Source organism: Pseudodesulfovibrio profundus (assembly GCF_900217235.1).
Taxonomy (GTDB): Bacteria; Desulfobacterota; Desulfovibrionia; order Desulfovibrionales; family Desulfovibrionaceae; genus Pseudodesulfovibrio; species Pseudodesulfovibrio profundus.
On record NZ_LT907975.1, the window covers coordinates 3,962,384 to 3,985,604 of the forward strand.

The following is a 23,221-nucleotide window of genomic DNA, read 5'->3' on the forward strand; positions in this document are numbered from 1 at the left end:
CCGGCAGGATGCCGGGGCTTTAAAGGTGTTTAGTTGTCTTTGGCTTTCTTGCGTCGGCCTTCTTCTCTGTGGCGGACCAGAGCGGAGAGTTCGATCTTCCGAAGCCTGATGGATTTCGGTGTTACTTCGACCTGTTCGTCATCCTTGATGAAGTTCAGTGCATACTCCAATGTCATGGGTTTGACCGGAGTCAGGATAACTGCTTCGTCCTTACCGGAAGCACGCATGTTGGTGAGCTTCTTTTCCTTGGCAGGGTTGACGTTGATGTCATTATCCCTGTTGTGCTCGCCGATGATCATGCCTTCGTAAATGTCGTCACCTGGAACGATGAACATGCGACCGCGTGGTTCAAGGTTGAACAGGCCGTAAGCTACGGCACTGCCGGAGCGGTCGGCAACCAGAGATCCGGTGTAGCGGGAGTTGAATTCGCCGCGGTAATCTCCGTACCCTTCCAGGTAGGAGTTCATGATACCAGTACCCTTGGTGTCGGTCAGGAACTCATCCCGGTAGCCGATGAGCGAACGGGACGGTACCGAGAACTCAAGACGGACGCGACCAGTGCCGTGGTTGACCATGTTGGTCATGCGGCCTTTGCGGGTCTGAATTTTCTCGGTGACGATTCCCATGAAGTCTTCATCACAATCAACGAACAGATGCTCAATGGGCTCAAGCTTCTTGCCGTCCTGTACCTTGATGATGACTTCCGGGCGTCCGACTGTCAGCTCAAATCCTTCGCGGCGCATCTGCTCGACGAGGATGGCCATCTGGAATTCACCGCGTCCCTTGACGAGGTAGGCATCACGATTTTCAGTTTCTTCGACCTGGATGGCGACGTTGAGCAGGGTTTCCTTCATCAACCGTTCGCGAATCTTGTTGGTTTGAACCAGTTTGCCTTCCCGGCCCGCAAGGGGGGAAGTGTTGATGCCAAAACGCATGGAAACCGTGGGTTCGTCAACGGAAATACGTGGCAGCGCCTTGGGGGTTTCCTTGGTGCAGATGGTATCACCGATGCATACGTCCTCGATGCCTGCGATGACGACGATGTCGCCAGGCATGCACTCTTCAGTCGGAACAACCTTGAGACCGTCGTATGTCTGCAGCTTGGTAACCTTCAGGTTGATCTGGCGGCCTTCATCGGCGAGGCAGACCAACTGGTCGTTGGACTTAGCCGAGCCGTGGTGAATCTTTCCGATGGCCAGACGACCAAGGTAGTCGGAATAGGACAGGTCGGAAACCAGCATCTGGAAGGGCTCATTGGTGTCGTGAACCGGGCCGGGAACGTGCTCAAGCACTGTATCCAGCAGGATGTGAAGGTTCTCGCCCCGTTCATCCGGGGATTCCATGGCAATGCCGTCGCGACCAATGGCATACAGCAGCGGGAAGTCCAACTGGTCTTCCGTGGCGTCCAGATCGATGAAAAGGTCATAAATTTCGTTCAGCACTTCGTCCGGGCGGGCGTCCTGTCTGTCAACTTTGTTGATGACAACCATGAGGGCCAGTCCGCGCTCAAGCGCTTTTTTCAGCACGAAGCGGGTTTGCGGCAGCGGCCCTTCGGATGCGTCAACGAGCAGAATGGCTCCGTCCGCCATGGACAGGGAGCGCTCAACCTCGCCGCCGAAGTCGGCGTGACCGGGGGTGTCGATGATGTTGATCTTGACATCTTTCCAGGTCACGGAACAGTTTTTGGCGGCGATGGTGATGCCGCGTTCTCGCTCCAGGTCCATGGAATCCATGATACGGTCGTCTATAGTTTGTCCTTCGCGGAACAAACCGGACTGTTTGAACATGGCGTCCACCAGGGTGGTCTTACCGTGGTCGACGTGGGCGATGATGGCGATGTTGCGAAGTTTCTCGTTGTTTTGTTTTGTGCTCATTCTCTCTCCGATAATATGTAAAGGGCACACTATTGCAGGTGAGGGGATAATCGAAAGTGCTACTGCTGGCAAGCAGAGATTGGCGATCTGCGATAATAGCGTTCAATTCTCTGGCTGTTTATTGTACGTATTATTTGATCGTTCGGGTCATGCAATTTTGTATACAGGAGATGAAGATGAGTGATTACAGGAAGGAACATGATAGTTTAGGTGAACTGCCAGTACCAGATGATGCATATTTCGGCATTCAGACGCTTCGTGCTCGCGAGAATTTTCATATTACCGGCATTACCATGTCCCACTATCCGCGATTGATTGAGGCTTTGGCTTATGTCAAGCAGGCAGCGGCCGAGGCAAACTCCTCTTTGGGATTGCTTGATGAAACGAAAAGTCGTGCCATCTGCAGAGCATGTGAAGAAGTCGTGAGCGGAAAACTGCACGATCAATTCGTCGTAGACGTTATCCAGGGAGGGGCCGGAACTTCCGCCAACATGAACGCCAATGAGGTCATCTGCAACCGGGCGTTGGAAATAATGGGATACGAGAAGGGGCAGTATGAGTTCCTTCATCCACTCAATGACGTGAACATGTCTCAGTCTACCAATGATGTGTATCCGTCGGCCCTGAATATCGCCATCATACTTGACCTGCGGGCACTGATGGAAGCGATGCTGTACTTGCAGAAAAGCTTCATGCGCAAAGGCAAGGAGTTTTCCGAAATTATCAAGATGGGCCGTACCCAGTTGCAGGACGCTGTTCCCATGACGCTTGGGCAGGAATTCAATGCATGGGCCGTCATGATTGGTGAGGATGTGCAGCGTGTGGATGAGGCCGAGGACCTCGTTTACGAGATTAACATGGGCGCAACCGCCATCGGGACCGGTTTGAATTCGCACCCCGATTACACGCGGACCGTGACCGAGAAGCTCGTTCAGTTGACGACACTCAACCTCAAATCATCGCCGGATCTCGTTGAGGCGACACAGGATACGGGCGTGTACGTCCAGTTGTCCGGTGTGCTGAAACGTGTGGCGGTCAAGCTCTCCAAGATTTGCAATGACCTGCGATTGCTCTCAAGCGGTCCCCGCTGCGGGTTGAACGAGATCAACCTGCCGCCCATGCAGCCGGGGTCCTCCATCATGCCGGGCAAAGTCAATCCGGTCATCCCGGAAGTGGTCAATCAGGTCGCGTTCGCCATTGTCGGCAGTGACGTCACTGTTTCCATGGCCTCCGAGGCCGGACAGCTCGAACTGAACGTGATGGAGCCGGTCATCGGATTCTCTCTTTTCCAATCCATCAACATGCTGCGTCGAGCCTGTATTACACTGGCAGACAAGTGCGTCAGTGGAATTACGGCCAATGCCGAGCGTTGCCGGGATATGGTTGAGCACTCCATAGGACTTGTCACGGCGCTCAACCCGTATATAGGCTATGAGGCGTCTGCTGATATAGCCAAGGAAGCCATGCGAACCGGCGGTTCCGTTTATCAGATTGTTTTGGACAGAGGCATACTGAGCGAGGAGGAGTTGGAAGATATCCTGAAGCCGGAGAACATGGTCAAGCCACGATATGTGCATCGCAGATAGACTGGGGATATGTCGATAGTAACTGCTGCAATGAATGTAGTGTATGGGACCGTCATGATTTCATGGCGGTCCTTTTACTTGGCGTAATGCATGTGTTCAGCCTTGTTGTCGGCTTGTTTTTGTTCAACGAACTCAGGTTGTTCTTTATATATAGTATTGGACGATGGGGCGTCTTCAATCGAGATTTATCTTCAAATCGAGTCATATTGCCATTATTGACACTTTCGCATATTGTTCTAGACAATCTCAAGAACACGTTTTTCCCCGCATTCAAAGTGGGGTTGGAGGTTGGATGCGTTACCTCATAGCTCTGTTTGCCATAGTCACGGTGTTAGCCATGACGGGCTGCGCGTCTGTCAATCCATTCCCGAAACGTGTGTACTCCACGCCACCGTCAAAGACGCCCTCGCAGGCTCCCGGCAGTTTCGACCCAAAAACCAATCCCTACACCGTGTTCGGGCGCACATACTATCCGCTCAAATCAGCAGAAGGGTATGATGAGGTCGGTATCGCGTCATGGTACGGAAAAGATTTTCACGGGAAAAAAACAGCCAATGGCCGTATCTACAACATGTACGGTGTGTCCGCTGCGCACAAGACACTGCCTCTTGGCACACAGGTCCGGGTGACCAACCTTGAGAACAGGCGAAGCGTCGTGCTGGTTATCAACGATCGCGGGCCGTTTGTGGGGGAACGGATCATTGATCTGTCGTATGGTGCCGCGCAAAAGCTGGATACCGTCCAGCGCGGTGTGGCGAAAGTTCGTGTAACGGCCATCGGGACCATCCCGGCGGCGCGAACCACAACCGTCAAGGCAGCAACTTCTCCCCAATATTTTCATGTTCGCGTCGGAGCCTTTGCCGACAAGAACAATGCGGTGAGGACGTATCACCGCCTGGTCTCCATTGGCTACAAGGACGCTGTTATCAATACCGTCCGGCGAAACGGACAGACCCTCCATGTCGTACAGGCCGGGAGTTTCTCGGATCGAAACAAGGCGGAACGCGTCCGGCGGCGGCTCTTGTCCGATTTCCCCACGTGCTACATCACCAGTTGACCCTCTGTGCCGACTCTGGCAAAGCCGCCTTTTATCCGGTGGAAAAATAACGTACCCTGCCCTCGTTACCAGTTAACGATGGATTGAACTACTATGCGCAAATTCTATTATTCGACAATTATCCTCATGCTCTTGTTTGTGGTCCCGTGTGCTGCGGCGGCAGAGAAAGAGAAAAAAAACATATTGTACCTCAATTCGTATCATCACGGGTATGAGTGGTCGGATGCAATCCTCGAAGGCGTGCGTTCAGTCCTCGACGAAAGTGATTACAAGATAAATCTTCAGGTAGAGTACATGGACGTCAAGCGGTTCAGCTACGACGATGTGTCCGCCATGCTGCTGCGGCTATACCGCGAGAAGTTCCTGAACGAGAATTTTGATGTCGTCATGGTTTCAGACAACGATGCCTATCGTTTTGCCACGGAGAATCGGGAGGAGTTGTTCCCGGGAGTGCCGTTGGTTTTTTGCGGTGTCAACGATTTCAATGCGACCATGCTTCAGGACAATGTCACGGGCGTGGAGGAAAATTTCGATCTCCAGTTGACCCTTGATGTCGCCCTGAAAATTCATCCGAATAAGAAACGCATGGTCGTGGTGGGCGATAAATCCACTGCCGGCGTGACCATCCGGGCGCAGATTGAAGCGGTCATGCCTCAGTATGCAGACAGGTTGGATGTCGAATACTGGACTGATATGACTTTGGAACAGGTGCTGGATAAGCTGGAGACATTGTCGTCGGATTCATTTCTTTTCTTCATCCCGTTCTACCACAGCATCAAGGGGCAGTTCTATACTGCCGAAGAAACCATGCAGGCCATCTATAAGGAGTCCACGCTTCCGATTTATACTGCATGGGAGTTCCTGCTCGGGCATGGTGCTGTCGGCGGACATATGCTCTCCGGGTTCAGGCATGGTCAGAAGGCGGCGTCCATGTCCCTTCGCATTCTCAGAGGTGAAGAGGCTACCGCCATTCCGGTCCTTCGCGAACCCACCGGTGAGTACGCGTTCGATTATCACGCCCTGTGGCGGTTGAATATCAGTCAGGAATTGTTACCGAAGAACAGCCGTATCATCAATGCACCCAGTCCGTTTTATGAATTGCCCAAGCAGTTGCTGTGGACGATGGTCATCGGTTTCCTCATCGTTCTGGTCGTCTTGTTCTTCCTGGTTATCACCATGCTGGAACGGCGAAAGGTTGAGCGCAAGATTCTTGACCAGCTGGCATTTCAGGAAACGCTTATGGATGCGGTGCCGCTCCTTGTCTCATGGAAGGACAGGGAGGGGCGATACCTCGGAACGAACCAGGCGTTTGCCGAATTCTTCGGGTTTGAGCACGGCGATTCTGTAGTCAGTCTCTCTTCAAATGAAGTGATGCGGGACCCGACCCATGTTGCATGGGCCACCCGCGCCGATATGCAGGTCATCACCAAGCAGCAGGCGTTTAGAAAAGTGCGCCGCAACCTGACCGATGCAGAAGGAAATCAGGCCTGGCTTGAGATCAACAAGGTTCCAATTCGTGATCAGGCCGGGAATATCGTTGGTGTGCTCAGTACCGCGGAGAATATCACCAAGGAACAGGACCTGGAAAAGCAGTTGCTGCAATCCCAAAAGATGGAAGCCATCGGTACGCTTGCTGGCGGTATTGCCCATGATTTCAACAATATCCTGACGTCGATCATCAATTCGACCGAGTTGGCTATTTCTGACATCGAGCCGGATTCCGTCACGAGCAAGGATCTGCTGCGTGTTCTGAAGGCGGCTCGACGTGGGGGCCGGGTGGTTAAACAGATTCTGGCCTTCAGCCGTCCTTCCACCGAAGGGTTCCGTCCAACGGATGTGGGGTCCGTCGTCTCGGAGGTCCTGGGATTGATGGAGGCATCCATGCCCGGGAATATCCAGGTCAGGTCATCCATCCGATCCAACCTGCCCATGGTTCACGCCGATCCCACTCAGTTGCATCAGGTGGCGATGAACCTGTGCACCAATGCCTTTCATGCCTTGCGACAGGAAGGTGGCGCGATAGAAGCACATGTGGATACAGTGCTGCTTGATGAGGAACAGGCTCGTATTCTGAGCCTGGAACCGGGCGAATATGTCCTTATGGCCATTCAGGATGATGGTCCCGGTATTCCGCCCGAAATCATGGACAAGATTTTTGATCCGTTTTTTACCACCAAGGACAAGACTGAAGGAACCGGTTTGGGCCTTTCTGTCGTTCATGGAATCATCCGAAGTCATCGCGGTGGGCTACAGGTACTTTCTCCTCCCGAAGGCGGCACTGTTTTTGAGATATATCTGCCCAAGGCAGAAAAAGAAGTGATCGTCGGTGTCGACGGGGCTGCGGCGAAAGCGCGCCGATGGGCACATATACTGTTTATCGAAGACGATTATGACCAACTGGCCACTACGCCCAGATTACTCGAAACAATGGGCTATGAGGTCACGGCAATAGGAGCCCCGGAAGACGCTTTGGTCAAGGTGAAGGGGATGTCCCACCTGTTTGATCTGGTCATTACCGATTATGACATGCCCGGCATGAGCGGGACGCAGTTTGCCTCACAATTGATTGAATTGACGCCCAACCTCCCGGTGATACTCGTTTCCGGTCGAGAGGATGCGTCTGCGGCAGCCGCCCGGTTGCCAAATATAAAAGCCGTCATTATCAAACCGTACGACAAAGACACGTTGTCCGCGGCGATAAGCGGCGTAATAGACGAATAAAAAAAAGCTCAACGAGGATAGTCGTGGCTAAAATATTGGTAATAGATGACGATTTTGAAGTTTGCGAAACCATGGAGAGCCTGATTACAAGGCTGACGCACTCCTGTGACGCTGCTCACTCCCTGGATGAAGGGCTGCGCATGGTTCGAGCCAAAACCTACGACGTGGTCTTTCTTGACGTTCGTTTGCCTGATGGAAACAGTCTGGACATACTGCCGGATTTGATGGCGCTGCCTCAACCGCCGGAAGTAATCATTCTGACAGGTAAAGGCGATCCAGATGGCGCAGAACTTGCCATCGAAGGCGGTGCCTGGGATTACCTGCTCAAACCCTCCAGCGTACGCGAAATTTCACTGACGCTGGGCCGTGCTCTCAAATACCATGAGGAAAAGGTCGGCAAGATAGAGGGTGAAGGGCTTGATCTGACCAATGTCGTCGGCGCCAGTCCGTCGATCAAGGTCAGCTTCGGTCTGATGGGGCAGGCGGCCCGTTCAGACACCAATGTCCTGATTACCGGACACACCGGGACAGGCAAGGAACTGTTCGCGTCCACCATTCATGCCAACTCCAACAGGCGAAACGGTCAGTTCGTGGTCGTCGATTGTGCCGGACTGACGGAATCGCTGGTTGAGTCGACACTATTCGGCCACAGAAAGGGCGCGTTTACCGGTGCACAGGATGATCGTATCGGACTGGTTAAACTGGCTGACGGCGGCACCTTGTTTCTTGATGAAGTTGGCGAAATGCCGCTCTCGATTCAAAAGGCTTTTTTGCGCGTCTTGCAGGAGCGAACCTTCCGTCCTGTCGGTGACACGCGAGAGCAGACAAGTAATTTCCGGCTGATTGCCGCCACCAACCGCGATCTTGATGAGATGGTGGAGAAGGGGGAATTCCGCTCTGACCTGTTGTTCCGTATCAAGACCATGCGAATCCACCTGCCTCCGCTTTCGCAACGGCCAGAGGATATCCGCCCCCTTGCTCAGTATCGAGTCAAACGACTGTGCGACTACTACGGTATTCCTGAGAAAGCGTACGGCTCGGATTTCTTCACGACCCTTGAGAGTTATTCGTGGCCGGGGAACGTGCGCGAGCTGTTCAATATCCTCGAACGGGCCGTTATTGCTTCGGCAGATGAGAAAACCCTGTATTCCATGCATTTGCCGCGAACGCTTCGCATTCAGGTTGTCAAATCTCAAATAGCAAAGATGACGGGAGATGCTGCTCTTGAACAGGATGAGGCAGCCCTTGTCAGCTCCGGTGTCAGTAAGATTGGACAGGAGATTTTTGAGGATATTTTCGATCAGGAATTGCCCACGCTGCGTGAGTTCAAATCCATTGCCGAAAAAGTGTATCTTGGTGAATTGATCCGCCAGTGCGGAGGCGATCTGCCTAAGATTCTCAAGGCATCGAAACTGTCTCGTTCGCACTTCTATTCACTGCTGAAGAAGTACGGACTTTCGCTTTAGAAAAGGGGAGAGCCGAGTTTCCCGGATCGGGTAAGAAATGGCTATTTTCCTGTTAACATGCTGCTTTCATATCTTTTTTTAGAGATTGTGAGATTGTGAAGTGTATAACACATTGAACTTGGGTGAAATTCTTTGTTGCCTTCCATGTGTTTTATAATGTAAGCGCCCCTTTCGTTTGCGTGGCGGTATCACGTTTTCCTCTATTCCAGTTGATTCGCACTGCCGTTATGGTGTAAGGGTCCGATTGGTAATCTCGTTAGTAACGTTGTGAGGATTACTGGCGCAAACAACAATGTTTACCAGTTTGCTTGGTAGAAGCGCTAAAAGGTGCGAACCGTTGTCATTTGTTGCAATAAATATTCGTTTTTTTGTTGCAGGTGGCATTTTTGGGCTTCCCCTCAATGGGCCAAGCGTGTAAGGGAATTGAATACTTTCGCGTTCAATTACTTTGAAACCAATTTTATAAAAGTAGGAGTGACAGATGACTAAAGCAGAACTCGTTGCCAAGATCGCCGAAAAGAACGGCACTTCCAAAGCACAGGCCGAAGCGTCCATGAATGCTATCCTCGATATCATCACCGACGAACTGGCCGCTGGCAACAAGCTGACCCTCACCGGTTTCGGCACCTTCAGCGTGTCTGAGCGCAAGGCCCGCACCGGCCGCAACCCCCGCACTGGCGACGAGATCAAAATCCCGGCCACCAAGGTTGCCCAGTTCAAGCCCGGCAAGGTTCTGAAAGAAGCCGTCAAGTAGCTCTGCTATTTAAGGTGTTAATAAAGCCCCCTGCTGCTATGCAGCAGGGGGCTTTATTATATCCTGTCAAAAGTGGCGGTGTTTACGAATTGTGTACGGATGCCTTGGCTGGTGCAAATCGAGGATGTGTCGCGATGAGTATACCGCCGAGGATCAGAACAAAACCCACTGCGTGGGCCCAGGTGATGGGTTCATTCAAAATCAGATACGCTTCGATACCGCAAAAGGCCGGTAGAGAGTAATAGACGAATGATGCACGGGTTGGACCGATTGTTTTCATGGCTTTTGCCCATAATATGTAGGATATGAGCGATGCGCCGATGCCGATATAGAGAACAGCACCCATGGCTGTCAGAGACAGGGGGAACGAAGAATTGACCATCTGCTCGCCAATGGCTGCGGGGATGAGTGGCAGCACTCCTGCCAGAAAGGTGAACCCGAGGTAGGCTTTTTGCGAAATGGTGTCGGGGCGCCGTTTGAGATGGATGGAATACATGGCCCACAGCAGGGCGGCCAGCAGCATCCATATGTCACCTTGATGAAAGGAAAGATCCAGGAGAACCTGGTAGTTCCCACGAGTTACCAATGTGACGATGCCAAAAACTGCGGCCAGGAGTCCTATCAACTTGTTGACTGTGATAGCCTCTCCCAACATCACTCGGGAGAGTAGCACCACAAACGCCGGAGTTGCTGTGGCGATGAGTGAGAGGTTGAGCGTGTTGGTGGTATGAGCGGCAATGTAGATCAGCGTGTTGAATGTCGTGACGCCGATCAGGGCTGAAATCAGCAGGTGAGGCAGATGCTTTTTCAGTGTTGCTCGTTCATTCCAGAGCGCTTTGCCCGCAAAGGGGAGCAGGATCAGTGTTGCCGTCCCCCAGCGAAGCGCTGCGAGGGTGAAGGGCGATATCTGGTCGCCCAGACCTCTGGCTATGATGAAGTTGCCGGACCAAATGAGTGTAGCAAGCAGGGCGCACGCGTATCCGGTTTTGTGAGTGTTTGACATTCGCCGACTCTAGAAGGGAACCGGTAAAGTGGCAAGAGCTATGATATCATGTAGTTATAATTACTGATAGGTGGGTAGGGTATTTATATGGTTATCCGGATTGCCGGAGCTGTCCGATTTTTCAGACATGCCTTAAAAGCGAGTCTAAACACCCGGTATGCCCATCAAACAGTACTGACATCTTCTATTTGAGTTGGTCTATTACATATTATAATGGTGCCTCGTCTTTTTTTTCAGACAATATAGAGAATACTGGCCTGCTGTCTAAATTAGTGTTTGACGGCTATTTAATTGTTTTTTATTAACTTTTTCTGTTTGTTCGTGTTTGGCACAATTGTTGTTATGAAAGTGCGCACGTTGCTTCGATTAGTCTGTGTCTCATGGATGCGGATTCGACAAATGGAAAAAACACCTCAAGGAGTACAAGTAACATGGCAAAGATGAAAACGATGGACGGTAACACCGCTGCAGCATGGGTTTCCTATGCAATGAGTGAGACCGCAGCCATCTACCCCATCACCCCGTCGTCCACCATGGGCGAAATCGCTGACGAGTGGGCCGCTCAGGGCCGCAAGAATATTTTTGGGCAGACCGTCGAGGTCCGTCAGCTTCAGAGTGAAGCCGGCGCTGCCGGTGCGGTTCACGGCTCTCTGGCCGGTGGCGCACTGACCACTACCTTCACCGCTTCCCAGGGTTTGCTCCTGATGATCCCGAACATGTACAAGATCGCCGGTGAGCTTCTCCCGTGTGTCTTCCATGTTTCCGCCCGCGCCATTGCCGCTCACGCCCTCTCTATTTTTGGCGACCACCAGGATGTCATGGCTTGCCGTCAGACCGGTTTCGCCATGATCGCAGCTGCATCCGTTCAGGAAGTCATGGACCTTTCCCTGGTTGCTCACCTGGCAACTGTTGAAAGCTCCATTCCGTTCCTGTCCTTCTTCGACGGTTTCCGCACCTCTCACGAAATTCAGAAAATCGAAGTCATCGATTACGCTGACATGAAGCCGCTTCTGAACATGGACAAGGTTGCTGAATTCCGTGCACGCTCCATGAACCCGGAACACCCGGACGTTCGTGGTACTGCTCAGAACCCGGATATCTACTTCCAGGGCCGTGAAGCCACCAACGCCGAGTACGACGCCATTCCTGACATCGTTGAGATGTACATGGACAAAGTGTCCGCTCTCACCGGCCGCAGCTACAAGCCTTTCGATTACGTCGGTGCAGAAGATGCAGAAAACGTCGTCATCGCCATGGGCTCCGGCTGTGAAGCCATTGAAGAAGTGGTTAACCACCTCAATGCCAAGGGCGAAAAAGTCGGTCTCATCAAAGTCCGTCTGTACCGTCCTTTCTCTGCCAAGCATTTCCTGTCCGTCCTTCCCGCATCCTGCAAGAAGATCGCAGTGCTCGACCGTACCAAGGAGCCCGGTTCCCTGGGCGATCCGCTGTACCTCGACGTCTGCACCGTCTTCAAGGAGCAGGGGGAAGGCCCCGAAGTGGTGGCTGGCCGTTACGGTCTGGGCTCCAAGGAGTTCACCCCGGCCATGGTCAAGGCTGTCTTCGACAACCTGGCCGAGTCCGCCACTCGCACCCGCTTCACCGTGGGTATCGAGGACGATGTCACCAACGCCTCCCTTGTCACGACCGAGGCCCTGGATACTACCCCGGAAGGCACTGTGCAGTGCAAGTTCTGGGGCCTCGGCTCTGACGGCACCGTCGGAGCTAACAAGCAGGCGATCAAGATCATCGGTGATAACACCGACATGTACGCTCAGGGCTACTTCTCCTACGATTCCAAGAAGTCCGGCGGTATCACCATTTCTCACCTGCGTTTCGGCGAGAAACCCATCCAGTCCACCTATCTGGTCACCGCAGCCGACTACATCGCCTGCCACAACCCCAGCTATGTGAACCTGTATGACGTTCTCGACGGCATCAAGGAAGGCGGCACCTTCGTACTGAACTGTGCCTGGACCGCTGATGAAATGGACAAGAAGCTTCCCGCTTCCATGCGCCGCGTCATTGCTCAGAAAAACCTCAAGTTCTACACCGTCGACGCTGTTAAGATCGCTGGCGAAGTCGGACTTGGTGGTCGCATCAACATGGTCATGCAGACCGCCTTCTTCAAGCTCGCCGACGTCATCCCGTTCGATGAAGCCGTCAAGCTGCTCAAGGACGGCATCGAAGCCGCCTACGGCAAGAAGGGACCGAAGATCGTTGAGATGAACAACGCTGCCGTTGACAAAGCAACCGACGCCATCGTCGAGATCGAAGTACCCGCATCCTGGGCTGAGCTCTCCGATGAAGCCGTTTCCACCGACGATGCACCTGCATACGTCAAGGACGTCATGCGTCCGGTTCTGGCTCAGAAGGGCGATGACCTTCCGGTTTCTGCCTTCTCCAAAGACGGCACCATGCCTCTGTCCACTTCCAAGTGGGAAAAGCGCGGCGTTGCCATCAACGTCCCCGAGTGGATCGCTGATAACTGCATCCAGTGTAACCAGTGTGCATTCGTTTGCCCGCACTCCGCACTGCGTCCGGTCATCGCATCCGACGATGAAATGAAAAACGCTCCGTCCACCTTCGGCACCATTGATGCCAAGGGCAAGGACGTGAAAGGCATGCAGTACCGCCTCCAGGTCGCCTCTCAGGATTGTCTGGGTTGCGGAAACTGCGCCGATATCTGCCCGGCCAAGGAAAAGGCTCTGGTCATGAAGCCCATTGCCACCCAGCTCGAAGAGCAGGTTCCCAACTGGGACTTCGCTGAAACCGTATCCTTCAAGGACGCTTTCAAGCGCGACACCGTGAAGGGCTCCCAGTTCCGTCAGTCCCTGATGGAATTCTCCGGCGCCTGTTCCGGTTGTGGTGAAACCCCGTACGTCAAGGTGCTGACTCAGCTCTTCGGCGAACGCATGATCATCGCCAACGCCACCGGTTGCTCCTCCATCTGGGGTGCATCCGCTCCGTCCACCCCTTACGCAGTCAATGCAGAAGGTCATGGTCCGGCTTGGGGTAACTCCCTGTTCGAAGATGCCGCCGAGTTCGGTTTCGGTATCGAGATGGGTGTAAACCGCCGCCGCGAAATTCTGGTCAGCAAGTGCGAAGCAGCTCTCGAGTCCGCTTCCGGCGAGACCAAGACCGCCATCGAAAACTGGCTCGCAGCCAAGGACGATGCCGAAGCTTCCGCTGAAGCCGGCAAGGCACTGAAAGCAGCCCTCAAGGGCACCGGCGACGCAGCACTGAAAGAAATCGCTGCAGACGAAGACCTCTTCACCAAGAAGTCCGTCTGGATCTTCGGTGGTGACGGTTGGGCCTACGACATCGGTTTCGGTGGTCTGGATCACGTCATTGCTTCCGGCAAGGACGTCAACATCCTCGTCATGGATACCGAAGTCTACTCCAACACCGGTGGTCAGTCCTCCAAGGCGACTCCGCTTGGCTCCATCGCCAAGTTTGCCGCCGCAGGTAAGGGCACCGGCAAGAAGGACCTCGGCCGCATGGCAATGACCTACGGTTATGTCTACGTTGCCTCCATCGCCATGGGCGCGGACAAGCAGCAGACCATGAAGGCGTTCAAGGAAGCTGAAGCTTACCCCGGACCGTCCCTCATCATCTGCTACGCACCGTGCATCAACCAGGGCATCAAGAAGGGCATGGGCAAGACCCAGATCGAGCAGAAGCTTGCTGTTGATTCCGGCTACTGGCCGCTGTATCGCTACAACCCGCTGCTGGCTGAAGAAGGCAAGAATCCCTTCCAGCTCGAATCCAAGGCCCCGGACGGCTCCCTCCAGGAATTCCTCTCCGGTGAAAACCGTTACGCAATGCTGGAACGCTTCCACCCGGAACTGTCCAAGGCATTCCGTGAGCGCATTGAGAAAGACTACGCCGACCGTTACGCAATCCTTACGCATCTGGCTGACGCTGATTTCAGCAAGCCTGAAGCCGATGCTGCAGGAACCTGCGAAGTTGGTGTGTCCACCGAAAGCCCCGGTTCCGGTGAACCGTGTGACGACGGCAGATAGACTATAGATGTTCGTGCGGGATGGGGCATTTGCGGAGGCCTACGGGCCTGACCCCATCCCGCACCTTTTGGTTCAACACAGGTGAAGACCTGGGGGTCTTCACGACAAGGAGGAAGGGTACGATGTACACTTTAATGGCACTGGCACCGATTCTTACGGTGTTCTTTTTCCTGGTAATTCTACGCTGGCCCGCTAAAAAAGCGATGCCGCTGGCACTGGTAGTGGTAACACTGCTGGCCTTTTTCGTTTGGCAGGTGGCCGGTACGGTCATCGCCGCATCCATTATTCAGGGTGTTGCGATCGCGTTAGCGATCTTGTGGATTGTCTTTGGTGCGCTGTTGATGCTCAACACGCTCACCAATAGTGGTGCTATTGCGGCTATTCGCGCCGGTTTCATGGATATTACTCCTGACCGTCGTATTCAGGCCATGATCATCGCATGGTGCTTCGGTGCATTCATTGAGGGCGCAGCCGGCTTCGGTACTCCCGCAGCTGTTTGTGCTCCGCTGCTCATGGCTCTCGGTTTCCCGGCAATGGCCGCGGTTACCACCGCTCTGATCATTCAGTCCACTCCGGTTACCTTCGGCGCTGTTGGTACTCCGGTTCTGCTCGGCGTTAAAACCGGTCTTGATAACCCGATCGTCCACGACGTTCTGGGCAAGAACGGCATCGCCTTCATGGACTACATTTACGAGATCGGCGCCAACGCCGCTCTGTTCCACGGCCTGATCGGTATCATGATCCCGACCTTCCTGGCCGTTATCCTGACCCGCTTCTTCGGCAAGGAAAAGTCCGTTGCCAAGGGTCTGGAAGCTCTGCCTTTCGGTATTTTCGCCGGTTTGGCTTTCACTGTTCCTTACTACCTGGTCGCCAAGTTCCTCGGACCCGAGTTCCCGTCCCTGATCGGTGGTCTCGTTGGTCTGGCTCTGGTTGTTACCGCTGCCAAGAACAACTTCCTTACTCCCAAGACCACTTGGGATTTCGATGCCCGTGAAAACTGGCCCAAGCACTGGATGGGTACCTGGGAACCCAAGTTCGCCAAGGCTCCTGAGCACATGACCCTCATGAAGGCATGGTCTCCTTACGTCCTGGTTGGTCTGTTCCTCGTTCTGTCCCGTAAGGTCGACTTCATCAAGGGTGCTCTGACGTCCGTTTCCATCCCCATCACTGACCTGTTCGGTACCGGTATTGGATACTCCATCAAGCCCTTGTACGTTCCTGGCTTCATCTTCCTGTGCGCTGTCATCTGCGCCTTCTTCATCCAGCGCATGGACTTCAGCGCTCTGAAGGACGCTGCTGGCAAGGCAGGTAAGACCACTCTTCAGGCTTCCTTCGCACTTGGCTTTGCCATTCCGATGGTTCGCGTATTCATCAACTCCGGTACCAACGCTTCCGGCCTTGCTTCCATGCCTTTGGAACTGGCTAACGGTGTTGCCGGTCTTGCTGGCTCCGCCTGGACCGGCTTTGCTGCCGTCATCGGTGCCATGGGTGCCTTTATTGCAGGCTCGAACACCGTGTCCAACATGATGTTCTCCCTGTTCCAGTTCGGTGTTGCTTCCCAGATCGATGTGCCTCAGGCCATCATCGTCGCCCTCCAGGCTGTCGGTGGCGCCGCAGGTAACATGATCACTGTTCACAACGTCGTCGCAGCAGCTGCTGTTGTCGGCCTGATGGACCGTGAAGGTGAAATCATCCGTAAGACTCTGATTCCTCTGACCTACTACCTGGTCATGGCCGGCATCCTGGGTGTCGTTCTGACTGGTGCAGGCATGGGATTGGTTCTTAAGTAATTGCTTTAACCTTTACGTCCGCAACGTAACTAATAAGGGAGGGGAGACTGGTTCTCCCCTCCCATTTCAAAAACTACGATATATTTTCAAGGAGATACGAAATGGGTGCTGAAAAGCTCATCAAGGATTTTGAGGCCGCCGTCGGTGCGGAAAATGTCATGACCAGCGAGACCGACCGTCACGCCTATTCCTATGATGCTGCTGTGCTTGATTCCGTCATGCCTGCACTGGTTGTCCGTCCGGAAACCAGCGAAGCTCTCGGCAAAGCAGTCAAGCTCTGTAACGACAACGGCCTGCCTCTTACTGTTCGTGGTGCCGGTACCAACCTGTCCGGTGGAACCATTCCGCATCCTGGTGGCGTTGTCATTCTGACCAATGGCCTGAATCGTATTCTCGAAATCAACGAAGAAGACATGTACGCAGTCGTCGAGCCGGGTGTTGTTACCTCTCAGTTCGCTGCCGAAGTCGCCAAGCGCGGCCTTTTCTATCCCCCGGATCCGGGCAGCCAGACTGTTTCCACCATCGGTGGTAACGTGGCTGAAAACGCTGGTGGTCTCCGCGGCCTCAAGTACGGCGTCACCAAAGATTACGTCATGGGCATCGACTTCTGGGACGTTAACGGCGAACTGGTCAAGTCCGGTTCCCGCACTGTCAAATGCGTTACCGGTTACAATCTGGCCGGTCTGATGGTTGCCTCCGAAGGTACCCTGGGCGTATTTGACAAAGTGATCCTGAAGCTCGTTCCCCCGGCACAGGCTGCCAAGTCCATGATGGCGATTTTCCCCTCCATGAAGGCTGCATCCGAAACCGTTGCCGCTATCATTGCCAACAAGATTGTTCCGGCAACCCTGGAGATGATGGATAACTTCACCATCAACACCGTTGAAAATTTCCGTAAGGCCGGACTGCCCACCGATGCCGCAGCACTGCTGCTGATCGAAGTCGATGGTCACCCCGCACAGGTCGAAGACGAAGCCGCCATGGTTGAAAAGATCTGTAAGGAAAACGGCGCGACTGAACTGAAGGTCGCCAAGGACGCTGCCGAGCGTGATGCCGTTTGGCAGGCTCGCCGCGACGCACTGCCCGCACTGGCCAAGCTCAAGCCCACCTGCGTGCTTGAAGACGCCACCGTGCCTCGCTCCAAAATACCTGCCATGATCGCTGCTCTGGAAGAAATCTCCCAGAAGCTCGACCTGACCATCGGTACCTTTGGTCACGCTGGCGACGGTAACCTGCATCCCACCATCCTCACCGACAAGCGTGACAAGAACGAGTGGGAACGTGTTGAAAAGGGTATCGATATGATCTTCGACCGCGCTCTTGCCCTCGGCGGCACCCTGTCCGGCGAACACGGCATCGGTCTTGCCAAGTCCAAGTACATGGAAATCGAGACTTCCCGCGCTACCCTGGAATATGCACACCGTATGAAATCCGTTCTTGATCCCAAGGGTATTTTGAATCCCGGCAAGATCATCGGCTTCAAGAACTAGATAACGAGGTTCAACATGGCCGATATCAATAAACTTGCTCAGATGTTCAAGGAGTTGGACGACCAACTGGTCAACTGCATGCGCTGCGGTATGTGCCAGGCTGTTTGTCCCATTTTTGCCCAGACCGGTAGAGAAGCTGACGTTACTCGCGGTAAGCTCGCTCTGCTGGACGGTCTGGCCAGCCAGATGCTGGAAGATCCGGAAGGCGTTAACGAGAAGCTGAACAAGTGCCTGCTTTGCGGCACCTGTCAGTCCAACTGTCCGTCCGGTGTGTCCGTTATGGACATTTTCCTGAAGGCCCGTGCGATCATGACCGGTTACTTCGGTCTGCCTCCGGTCAAGAAGGCTATCTTCCGCGGCATGCTGAAAAACCCCAAGCTGTTCAACACGCTGACCAACATGGGCGCCAAGTTCCAGGGTATCTTCACCAAGAAGGTGGATGACATGCTCGGTTCCTCCTGTGCCCGCTTCAACGCACCGGTCATCGGGGATCGACACTTCAACACCCTGGCTTCCAAGCCGTTCCACAAGACCGTGCCCAGCATGGATACTCCGGCTGGAAAGTCCGGCATCCGTGTGGCCTTTTACGTCGGTTGTGCCATTGACAAGATCTTCCCGCAGGTCGGTGAAGCCATGCTCAAGGTGCTCAATCACCACGGCGTGGGTGTTTACCTGCCTGAAGGACAGGCATGCTGTGGTATTCCGGTACTGTCCAGCGGTGATGCGGATACCTTTGACAATCTGATTGAACAGAACGTCAAACTCTTCCGCGAAGGCGACTTCGATTACATCATCACCGGTTGCGCTTCCTGCACGTCCACCATCAAGGAATTGTGGCCTGCAATGTATCGTGGCGCATCGGCGACAAAATATGATATACAACAATTGGAAAAGAAAACTCTCGACATCAGCCAGTTCCTCGTGGACGTGCTGAAAGTGGAGCCCAAAGAGGTTTCCGGCGGCAGGACTGTGACCTATCACGATCCCTGTCACCTCAAGAACTCCCTCGGCATTACTGCCCAGCCTCGTGATATCATCAAGGCTGCCGGTTGCGACTACACGGAGATGATGGAAGCTGGAACCTGTTGCGGCTGCGGTGGTAGCTTCAACGTCGCTCACTACGAGATGTCCAAGAAGATTGGTAGCCGCAAGGCTGACAATATAATCAATGCTAAGGTCCAAACCGCGTCAACCAGTTGTCCGGCCTGCATGCTGCAGATGACCGACATGCTCTCTCAGAAGGGAGCAAAGATGGACGTTAAACACGTCGTCGAACTGTACGCGGAATCGCTATAACAAAAGGGAACAAGGGAATCTGACCATGTCCAAAAGCCTGTATGTGAGCGCGACCGAAGAGCGAAGCGGCAAATCCGCCGTCATTCTCGGCGTCATGCAGATGCTCCTGCGTGAAATCGACAATGTCGCCATCTTCCGGCCCATCATCAACAATCCCGGGGAAGGGAAAGAGGACCACGATATTGCGCTCCTCATCGGACACTACAAACTGTCCATTCCGTATCGCGACACCTACGCCTACACTCTTGAAGAAGCGCGTGAGCTGATCAATGCCGGTCAGCATGCGCTGGTCCTCGAGAACATCCTGAAGAAGTACAAGGAACTGGAAGAGAAGTACGATTTCGTACTCTGCGAAGGGACCGACTTCAAAGGGAAGGATCCGGCATTCGAGTTCGACCTCAATGCTGATATCGCCGCCAATATCGGTGCACCGATGCTCGTCGTGGCATCCGGCCGCAACAAGACCCCGGACGAGGTGGTGAACATCACCCGTTCAACTCTGGACACCATGTCCGAAAAGGGTGTCGATTTTGTTGCCTGCATCGTCAACCGCGCACCCGAGGGAATGACTGACGACCTGTGCCGTCACATCCAGTGCAAGGTCGATCAAAAAGATCTGCCGGTGTATGTCATCCCGGAAAACGAAGTGCTCGGCAAACCGACCATCGGCGATGTGAAGCGCTGGCTCGATGCTGATATTCTGTATGGTCACAGTGGCTTGCAGACCTTGGTCGACAACTATGTTGTTGCTGCCATGCAGGTCGGTAACTTCCTTGACTATATTGAGCAGGGAAGCCTGATCATCACGCCCGGAGACCGCTCGGATATCATCCTTTCCGCGCTGGCTTCGCGCCTGTCCAGCTCATATCCCGATATCGCCGGTATCATTTTGACCGGTGGTCTCGAAGTCGCAGCCAATGTCCACAAACTGATCGAAGGTTGGACCGGTGTTCCGGTACCCGTGCTTTCGGTCAAGGGACACACCTACCATAACGTGCAGGAACTCAATCGACTCTATGGTCGTATCGAAGCGAACGATCATCAGCGTATTGCCAGTGCCCTTGGTGGATTCACCCAGCATGTGAACTCCCAGGAACTGCGTGATCGTGTTGTCGAACAGCGTTCCACTCGTGTAACGCCGAAGATGTTCGAGTTCTCCTTGTTCGACAAGGCTTCTCGCGACAAGCAGCGTATCGTCCTTCCCGAAGGAACCGGCGAGCGCATTCTGCGTGCTACCGACATCCTCATGCGTCGTGGTGTGGCAGACATCATCCTGCTCGGCCGTGAAGACGAAATCCGCAACAACGCATCCATGTGTGGTGTGGATATCTCCGGCGCCCAGATCATTGATCCTGCCGAGTCCGATTTACTGGACTCCTTTGCCGAGGAATACCTCGAACTGCGCAAGCACAAGGGCATGATCGCTGATGTGGCCTGGGATCGCATGGCTGATACCACCTACTTCGGTACCATGATGGTTCACAAAGGCTTTGCCGACGGCATGGTTTCCGGTTCCGTGACAACCACGGCCCAGACCATTCGTCCTGCATTCGAGTTCGTGAAGACCAAGCCGGGAAGCTCCATCGTTTCCTCTGTCTTCCTGATGTGCCTCAAGGATCGCGTGCTGGTTTACGGTGACTGCGCTGTCAACACCAACCCCAATGCCCAGCAGTTGGCCGAGATCGCCATCTCCGCCGCTGAGACTGCTGGTATCTTTGGTGTTGATCCCAAGGTCGCCATGCTCAGTTATTCCACTGGCTCTTCCGGTAAGGGAGAGGATGTGGAAAAGGTCACTGAAGCAACGCGCATTGCCAAGGAACTCATCAAGGAACGCGGTTTGTCCTTCCCGCTGGAAGGGCCGTTGCAGTACGATGCAGCCGTTGATCCCGAAGTTGCCAAAGTCAAGATGCCGGACTCCGATGTCGCCGGTCAGGCCACCGTCTTCGTGTTCCCTGATCTGAACACCGGTAACAACACCTATAAAGCTGTTCAGCGTGCTGCCAACGCCGTGGCCATCGGCCCCGTGTTGCAGGGCTTGAACAAGCCGGTGAACGATCTGTCCCGCGGTTGTACCGTGCCGGATATCGTCAACACCGTTGCCATTACGGCCATCCAGGCCCAGGCAGAGAAAAAGTAATCAATCGGGCGGTTCCGTTCCGGGACCGCCCGAATCGAATTTCATGAAGTGCGAACCGTTGGGGGCGCACAATTTAGTTAAAGAATCGATAATCGAGGAAGCATCACAATGAAAGTTCTGGTCATCAACTCCGGTAGTTCATCCATCAAGTATCAATTGCTGGACACGGAAACTGAAGCCGTCATGGTCAGCGGACTGGTTGAACGTATCGGCGAGGAAATGGGCGACCTGAAAGCCAAGGTGTATCCTGACACCGACGATGAAGTTGTCAACAAGCTGCACCAGCCTATCCCGGATCACACCACAGGTATGCGCCTTGCCATTGACCTGATCACCGACCCTGAAAAGGGTGTGCTCAAGGACAAGAGCGAGATCGGCGCTGTCGGACACCGTGTTGTTCACGGTGGTGAAGAGTTCCACAAGTCCATCATCATTACTGATGAGGTCATTGCCGCCATTGAGGCGTGTATCCCGCTGGCTCCGTTGCACAACCCGGCCAACCTCGATGGTATCCGCGTCGCCATGGATCTGTTCCCCGATGCTCCGCAGGTTGCTGTTTTTGACACCGCCTTCCATCAGACCATCCCGGCTCGTGCCTTCATGTACGCGCTGCCGTATGAGCTGTATGAGGAAGACCGTGTTCGTCGCTATGGATTCCATGGCACATCACATAAATTTGTTGCCGGTGAAATGGCTGCCATACTCGGCAAGCCCGTGGAAGAGACCAACATGATCACCGTGCACCTGGGCAACGGCGGTTCAATGACCGCTGTACAGAACGGAAAATCCATCGACACCACCATGGGCATGACACCTCTGGAAGGGCTGGTCATGGGCACCCGTTCGGGAGATGTGGACCCGGCTCTCCACACCTTCCTGGCCCGCAACAAGAACATGGATATCGAAGCTATCGATACCATGCTCAACAAAGAATCCGGCCTCAAGGGACTGTGCGGCATGAACGACATGCGCGACATCCACGAGGCTATCGCCAAGGGCGACAAGCACGCCAAAATCGCTTTGGACGTGCAGACCTACCGCAACCGCAAGTACATCGGTGCCTACATGGCCGTACTCGGTTGTATCGATGCCATTGTCTTCACTGCCGGTATCGGGGAAAATGACGAGATCGTTCGTCTTGAATCCCTGCGCGGCCTTGAATGCTTCGGCGTCAAAATAGATGAAAAGGTGAACGATCAGCGCGCCAAGGAGCCTCTGAAGATTTCCACCGACGACAGTACGGTGGCAGTCTGGGTCATTCCGACCAATGAGGAACTGGCTATTGCTCGTGAAACCAAAAGTGTTTTAAACCAGTAATACTTACACCATGGACTGTTGCGGCTTCCCCGCTGCACGTGAGCAGCGGGGTTGTGGTCCATACCAATCGGAGGTGGTGCTATGCCTAACAAGGAAGCACTGATTGAAAAGTTTGTTGAAAAGGCGGAACTCGTTTCTGCTCAGGTAACGGAAGTCAAAAACGAAGAAGAGGCGATTCAGTACGTACTCGATCTTTGTGACAAGAAAGAAGCCTGCCAGTTGCTGGCAAGCGGTTGTGAAAACAATCTGTCTGACAAAGCGGAAGAACTCTGCGATCTCAAACAGACCAAGGTCATCGCCGCTCCTGCATTGAAACAGGATGTCTACAAGAAGCTGGCCACAAAAGCCGAAAAGGCCGGTTTCGAGTGTATCGATTCCGGTATGCGCGATCGCCTGGCTGGCATCGACATCGGTTTCACCACCGCTGAGTATGGTATCGCTGATACCGGAACCCTCATGGTGGATTGCCCCAGTGAAGAGCTTCGTCTGGCTACCATGGTCAGTGAATTTCATGTCTGCATGCTGCCCAAATCAAAAATCCGCGCCAATACATATGCCGTGGAAAAGATGATGCTGACCCGGATGAAAAAGGCGCCCAACTATATGGCGTACATCACCGGCCCAAGCCGTACCGCTGATATTGAACGCGTTCTCGCGCTTGGTGTTCACGGTCCCCTTGAACTCCACATCCTGCTTTTGGAGGACTAG

At 53.9% G+C, this 23,221-nt stretch carries 14 protein-coding genes; 12 read left to right on the forward strand and 2 right to left on the reverse strand.

Translation table 11 applies throughout. The annotated features are described in order from the left end of the window. Positions 1 to 29 precede the first annotated feature (29 nt). Positions 30 to 1,874: a translational GTPase TypA gene (gene typA, locus DPRO_RS18585; RefSeq protein ID WP_097013417.1), complete on the reverse strand. Its 1,845-nt coding sequence runs from the start codon at positions 1,872 to 1,874 to the stop codon at positions 30 to 32. A 176-nt stretch (positions 1,875 to 2,050) separates the two neighbouring features. On the opposite strand from typA, the gene aspA reads away from it, so the two are divergent. From aspA to DPRO_RS18610, 5 genes are all read left to right on the forward strand, one after another. After that, positions 2,051 to 3,460, forward strand: coding sequence for an aspartate ammonia-lyase (aspA, locus tag DPRO_RS18590; RefSeq protein ID WP_097013418.1), 1,410 nt, complete (start codon positions 2,051 to 2,053; stop codon positions 3,458 to 3,460). Between the two features lie 292 nt (positions 3,461 to 3,752). After that, on the forward strand, positions 3,753 to 4,517 hold the full coding sequence (locus DPRO_RS18595) for a septal ring lytic transglycosylase RlpA family protein (RefSeq protein WP_097013419.1): 765 nt from the start codon (positions 3,753 to 3,755) through the stop codon (positions 4,515 to 4,517). A 93-nt stretch (positions 4,518 to 4,610) separates the two neighbouring features. Continuing rightward, on the forward strand, positions 4,611 to 7,238 hold the full coding sequence (locus DPRO_RS18600) for a hybrid sensor histidine kinase/response regulator (protein ID WP_097013420.1): 2,628 nt from the start codon (positions 4,611 to 4,613) through the stop codon (positions 7,236 to 7,238). A gap of 23 nt (positions 7,239 to 7,261) precedes the next feature. After that, the gene (locus DPRO_RS18605; protein ID WP_097013421.1) at positions 7,262 to 8,704 is read left to right on the forward strand and encodes a sigma-54-dependent transcriptional regulator; all 1,443 of its coding nucleotides are present in this window, start codon (positions 7,262 to 7,264) and stop codon (positions 8,702 to 8,704) included. Positions 8,705 to 9,185: 481 nt separating this feature from the next. Continuing rightward, the gene (locus tag DPRO_RS18610; protein ID WP_097013422.1) at positions 9,186 to 9,458 is read left to right on the forward strand and encodes an HU family DNA-binding protein; all 273 of its coding nucleotides are present in this window, start codon (positions 9,186 to 9,188) and stop codon (positions 9,456 to 9,458) included. Between the two features lie 82 nt (positions 9,459 to 9,540). Here DPRO_RS18610 and DPRO_RS18615 read toward each other — a convergent pair whose 3' ends face one another. After that, on the reverse strand, positions 9,541 to 10,461 hold the full coding sequence (locus DPRO_RS18615; RefSeq protein WP_097013423.1) for a DMT family transporter: 921 nt from the start codon (positions 10,459 to 10,461) through the stop codon (positions 9,541 to 9,543). Positions 10,462 to 10,892: 431 nt separating this feature from the next. Between DPRO_RS18615 and nifJ the strand changes: the two genes are divergently transcribed. The 7 genes from nifJ (at position 10,893) to DPRO_RS18650 (ending at position 23,221) form a co-directional block, all read left to right on the forward strand. After that, positions 10,893 to 14,483: a pyruvate:ferredoxin (flavodoxin) oxidoreductase gene (nifJ, locus tag DPRO_RS18620; RefSeq protein WP_097013424.1), complete on the forward strand. Its 3,591-nt coding sequence runs from the start codon at positions 10,893 to 10,895 to the stop codon at positions 14,481 to 14,483. Positions 14,484 to 14,605: 122 nt separating this feature from the next. Next, positions 14,606 to 16,273 carry an L-lactate permease gene (locus DPRO_RS18625; protein WP_097013425.1) on the forward strand — a complete coding sequence of 556 codons (1,668 nt, stop codon included), beginning with the start codon at positions 14,606 to 14,608 and terminating at the stop codon, positions 16,271 to 16,273. 101 nt (positions 16,274 to 16,374) lie between these two features. Then, entirely contained in the window at positions 16,375 to 17,763 is a 1,389-nt protein-coding gene (locus DPRO_RS18630; protein WP_097013426.1) for an FAD-binding oxidoreductase, read from the forward strand. A gap of 15 nt (positions 17,764 to 17,778) precedes the next feature. Then, positions 17,779 to 19,059, forward strand: coding sequence for a (Fe-S)-binding protein (locus DPRO_RS18635; protein WP_097013427.1), 1,281 nt, complete (start codon positions 17,779 to 17,781; stop codon positions 19,057 to 19,059). Positions 19,060 to 19,084: 25 nt separating this feature from the next. Further along, positions 19,085 to 21,196, forward strand: coding sequence for a phosphate acetyltransferase (pta, locus tag DPRO_RS18640; RefSeq protein WP_097013428.1), 2,112 nt, complete (start codon positions 19,085 to 19,087; stop codon positions 21,194 to 21,196). 108 nt (positions 21,197 to 21,304) lie between these two features. Beyond that, a complete protein-coding gene (locus tag DPRO_RS18645; RefSeq protein WP_097013429.1) occupies positions 21,305 to 22,513 on the forward strand; it encodes an acetate kinase in 1,209 nt (402 codons plus the stop codon). An 81-nt stretch (positions 22,514 to 22,594) separates the two neighbouring features. Next, a complete protein-coding gene (locus tag DPRO_RS18650; RefSeq protein ID WP_097013430.1) occupies positions 22,595 to 23,221 on the forward strand; it encodes a LutC/YkgG family protein in 627 nt (208 codons plus the stop codon).

Bases quoted from the DNA above. Each gene is read 5' to 3' on its own strand.
- typA (WP_097013417.1), bottom strand. From the start codon at position 1,874: ATGAGCACAAAACAAAACAACGAGAAACTTCGCAACATCGCCATCATC.
- aspA (WP_097013418.1), top strand. From the start codon at position 2,051: ATGAGTGATTACAGGAAGGAACATGATAGTTTAGGTGAACTGCCAGTA.
- DPRO_RS18595 (WP_097013419.1), top strand. From the start codon at position 3,753: ATGCGTTACCTCATAGCTCTGTTTGCCATAGTCACGGTGTTAGCCATG.
- DPRO_RS18600 (WP_097013420.1), top strand. From the start codon at position 4,611: ATGCGCAAATTCTATTATTCGACAATTATCCTCATGCTCTTGTTTGTG.
- DPRO_RS18610 (WP_097013422.1), top strand. From the start codon at position 9,186: ATGACTAAAGCAGAACTCGTTGCCAAGATCGCCGAAAAGAACGGCACT.
- DPRO_RS18615 (WP_097013423.1), bottom strand. From the start codon at position 10,461: ATGTCAAACACTCACAAAACCGGATACGCGTGCGCCCTGCTTGCTACA.
- nifJ (WP_097013424.1), top strand. From the start codon at position 10,893: ATGGCAAAGATGAAAACGATGGACGGTAACACCGCTGCAGCATGGGTT.
- DPRO_RS18625 (WP_097013425.1), top strand. From the start codon at position 14,606: ATGTACACTTTAATGGCACTGGCACCGATTCTTACGGTGTTCTTTTTC.
- DPRO_RS18630 (WP_097013426.1), top strand. From the start codon at position 16,375: ATGGGTGCTGAAAAGCTCATCAAGGATTTTGAGGCCGCCGTCGGTGCG.
- DPRO_RS18635 (WP_097013427.1), top strand. From the start codon at position 17,779: ATGGCCGATATCAATAAACTTGCTCAGATGTTCAAGGAGTTGGACGAC.
- pta (WP_097013428.1), top strand. From the start codon at position 19,085: ATGTCCAAAAGCCTGTATGTGAGCGCGACCGAAGAGCGAAGCGGCAAA.
- DPRO_RS18645 (WP_097013429.1), top strand. From the start codon at position 21,305: ATGAAAGTTCTGGTCATCAACTCCGGTAGTTCATCCATCAAGTATCAA.
- DPRO_RS18650 (WP_097013430.1), top strand. From the start codon at position 22,595: ATGCCTAACAAGGAAGCACTGATTGAAAAGTTTGTTGAAAAGGCGGAA.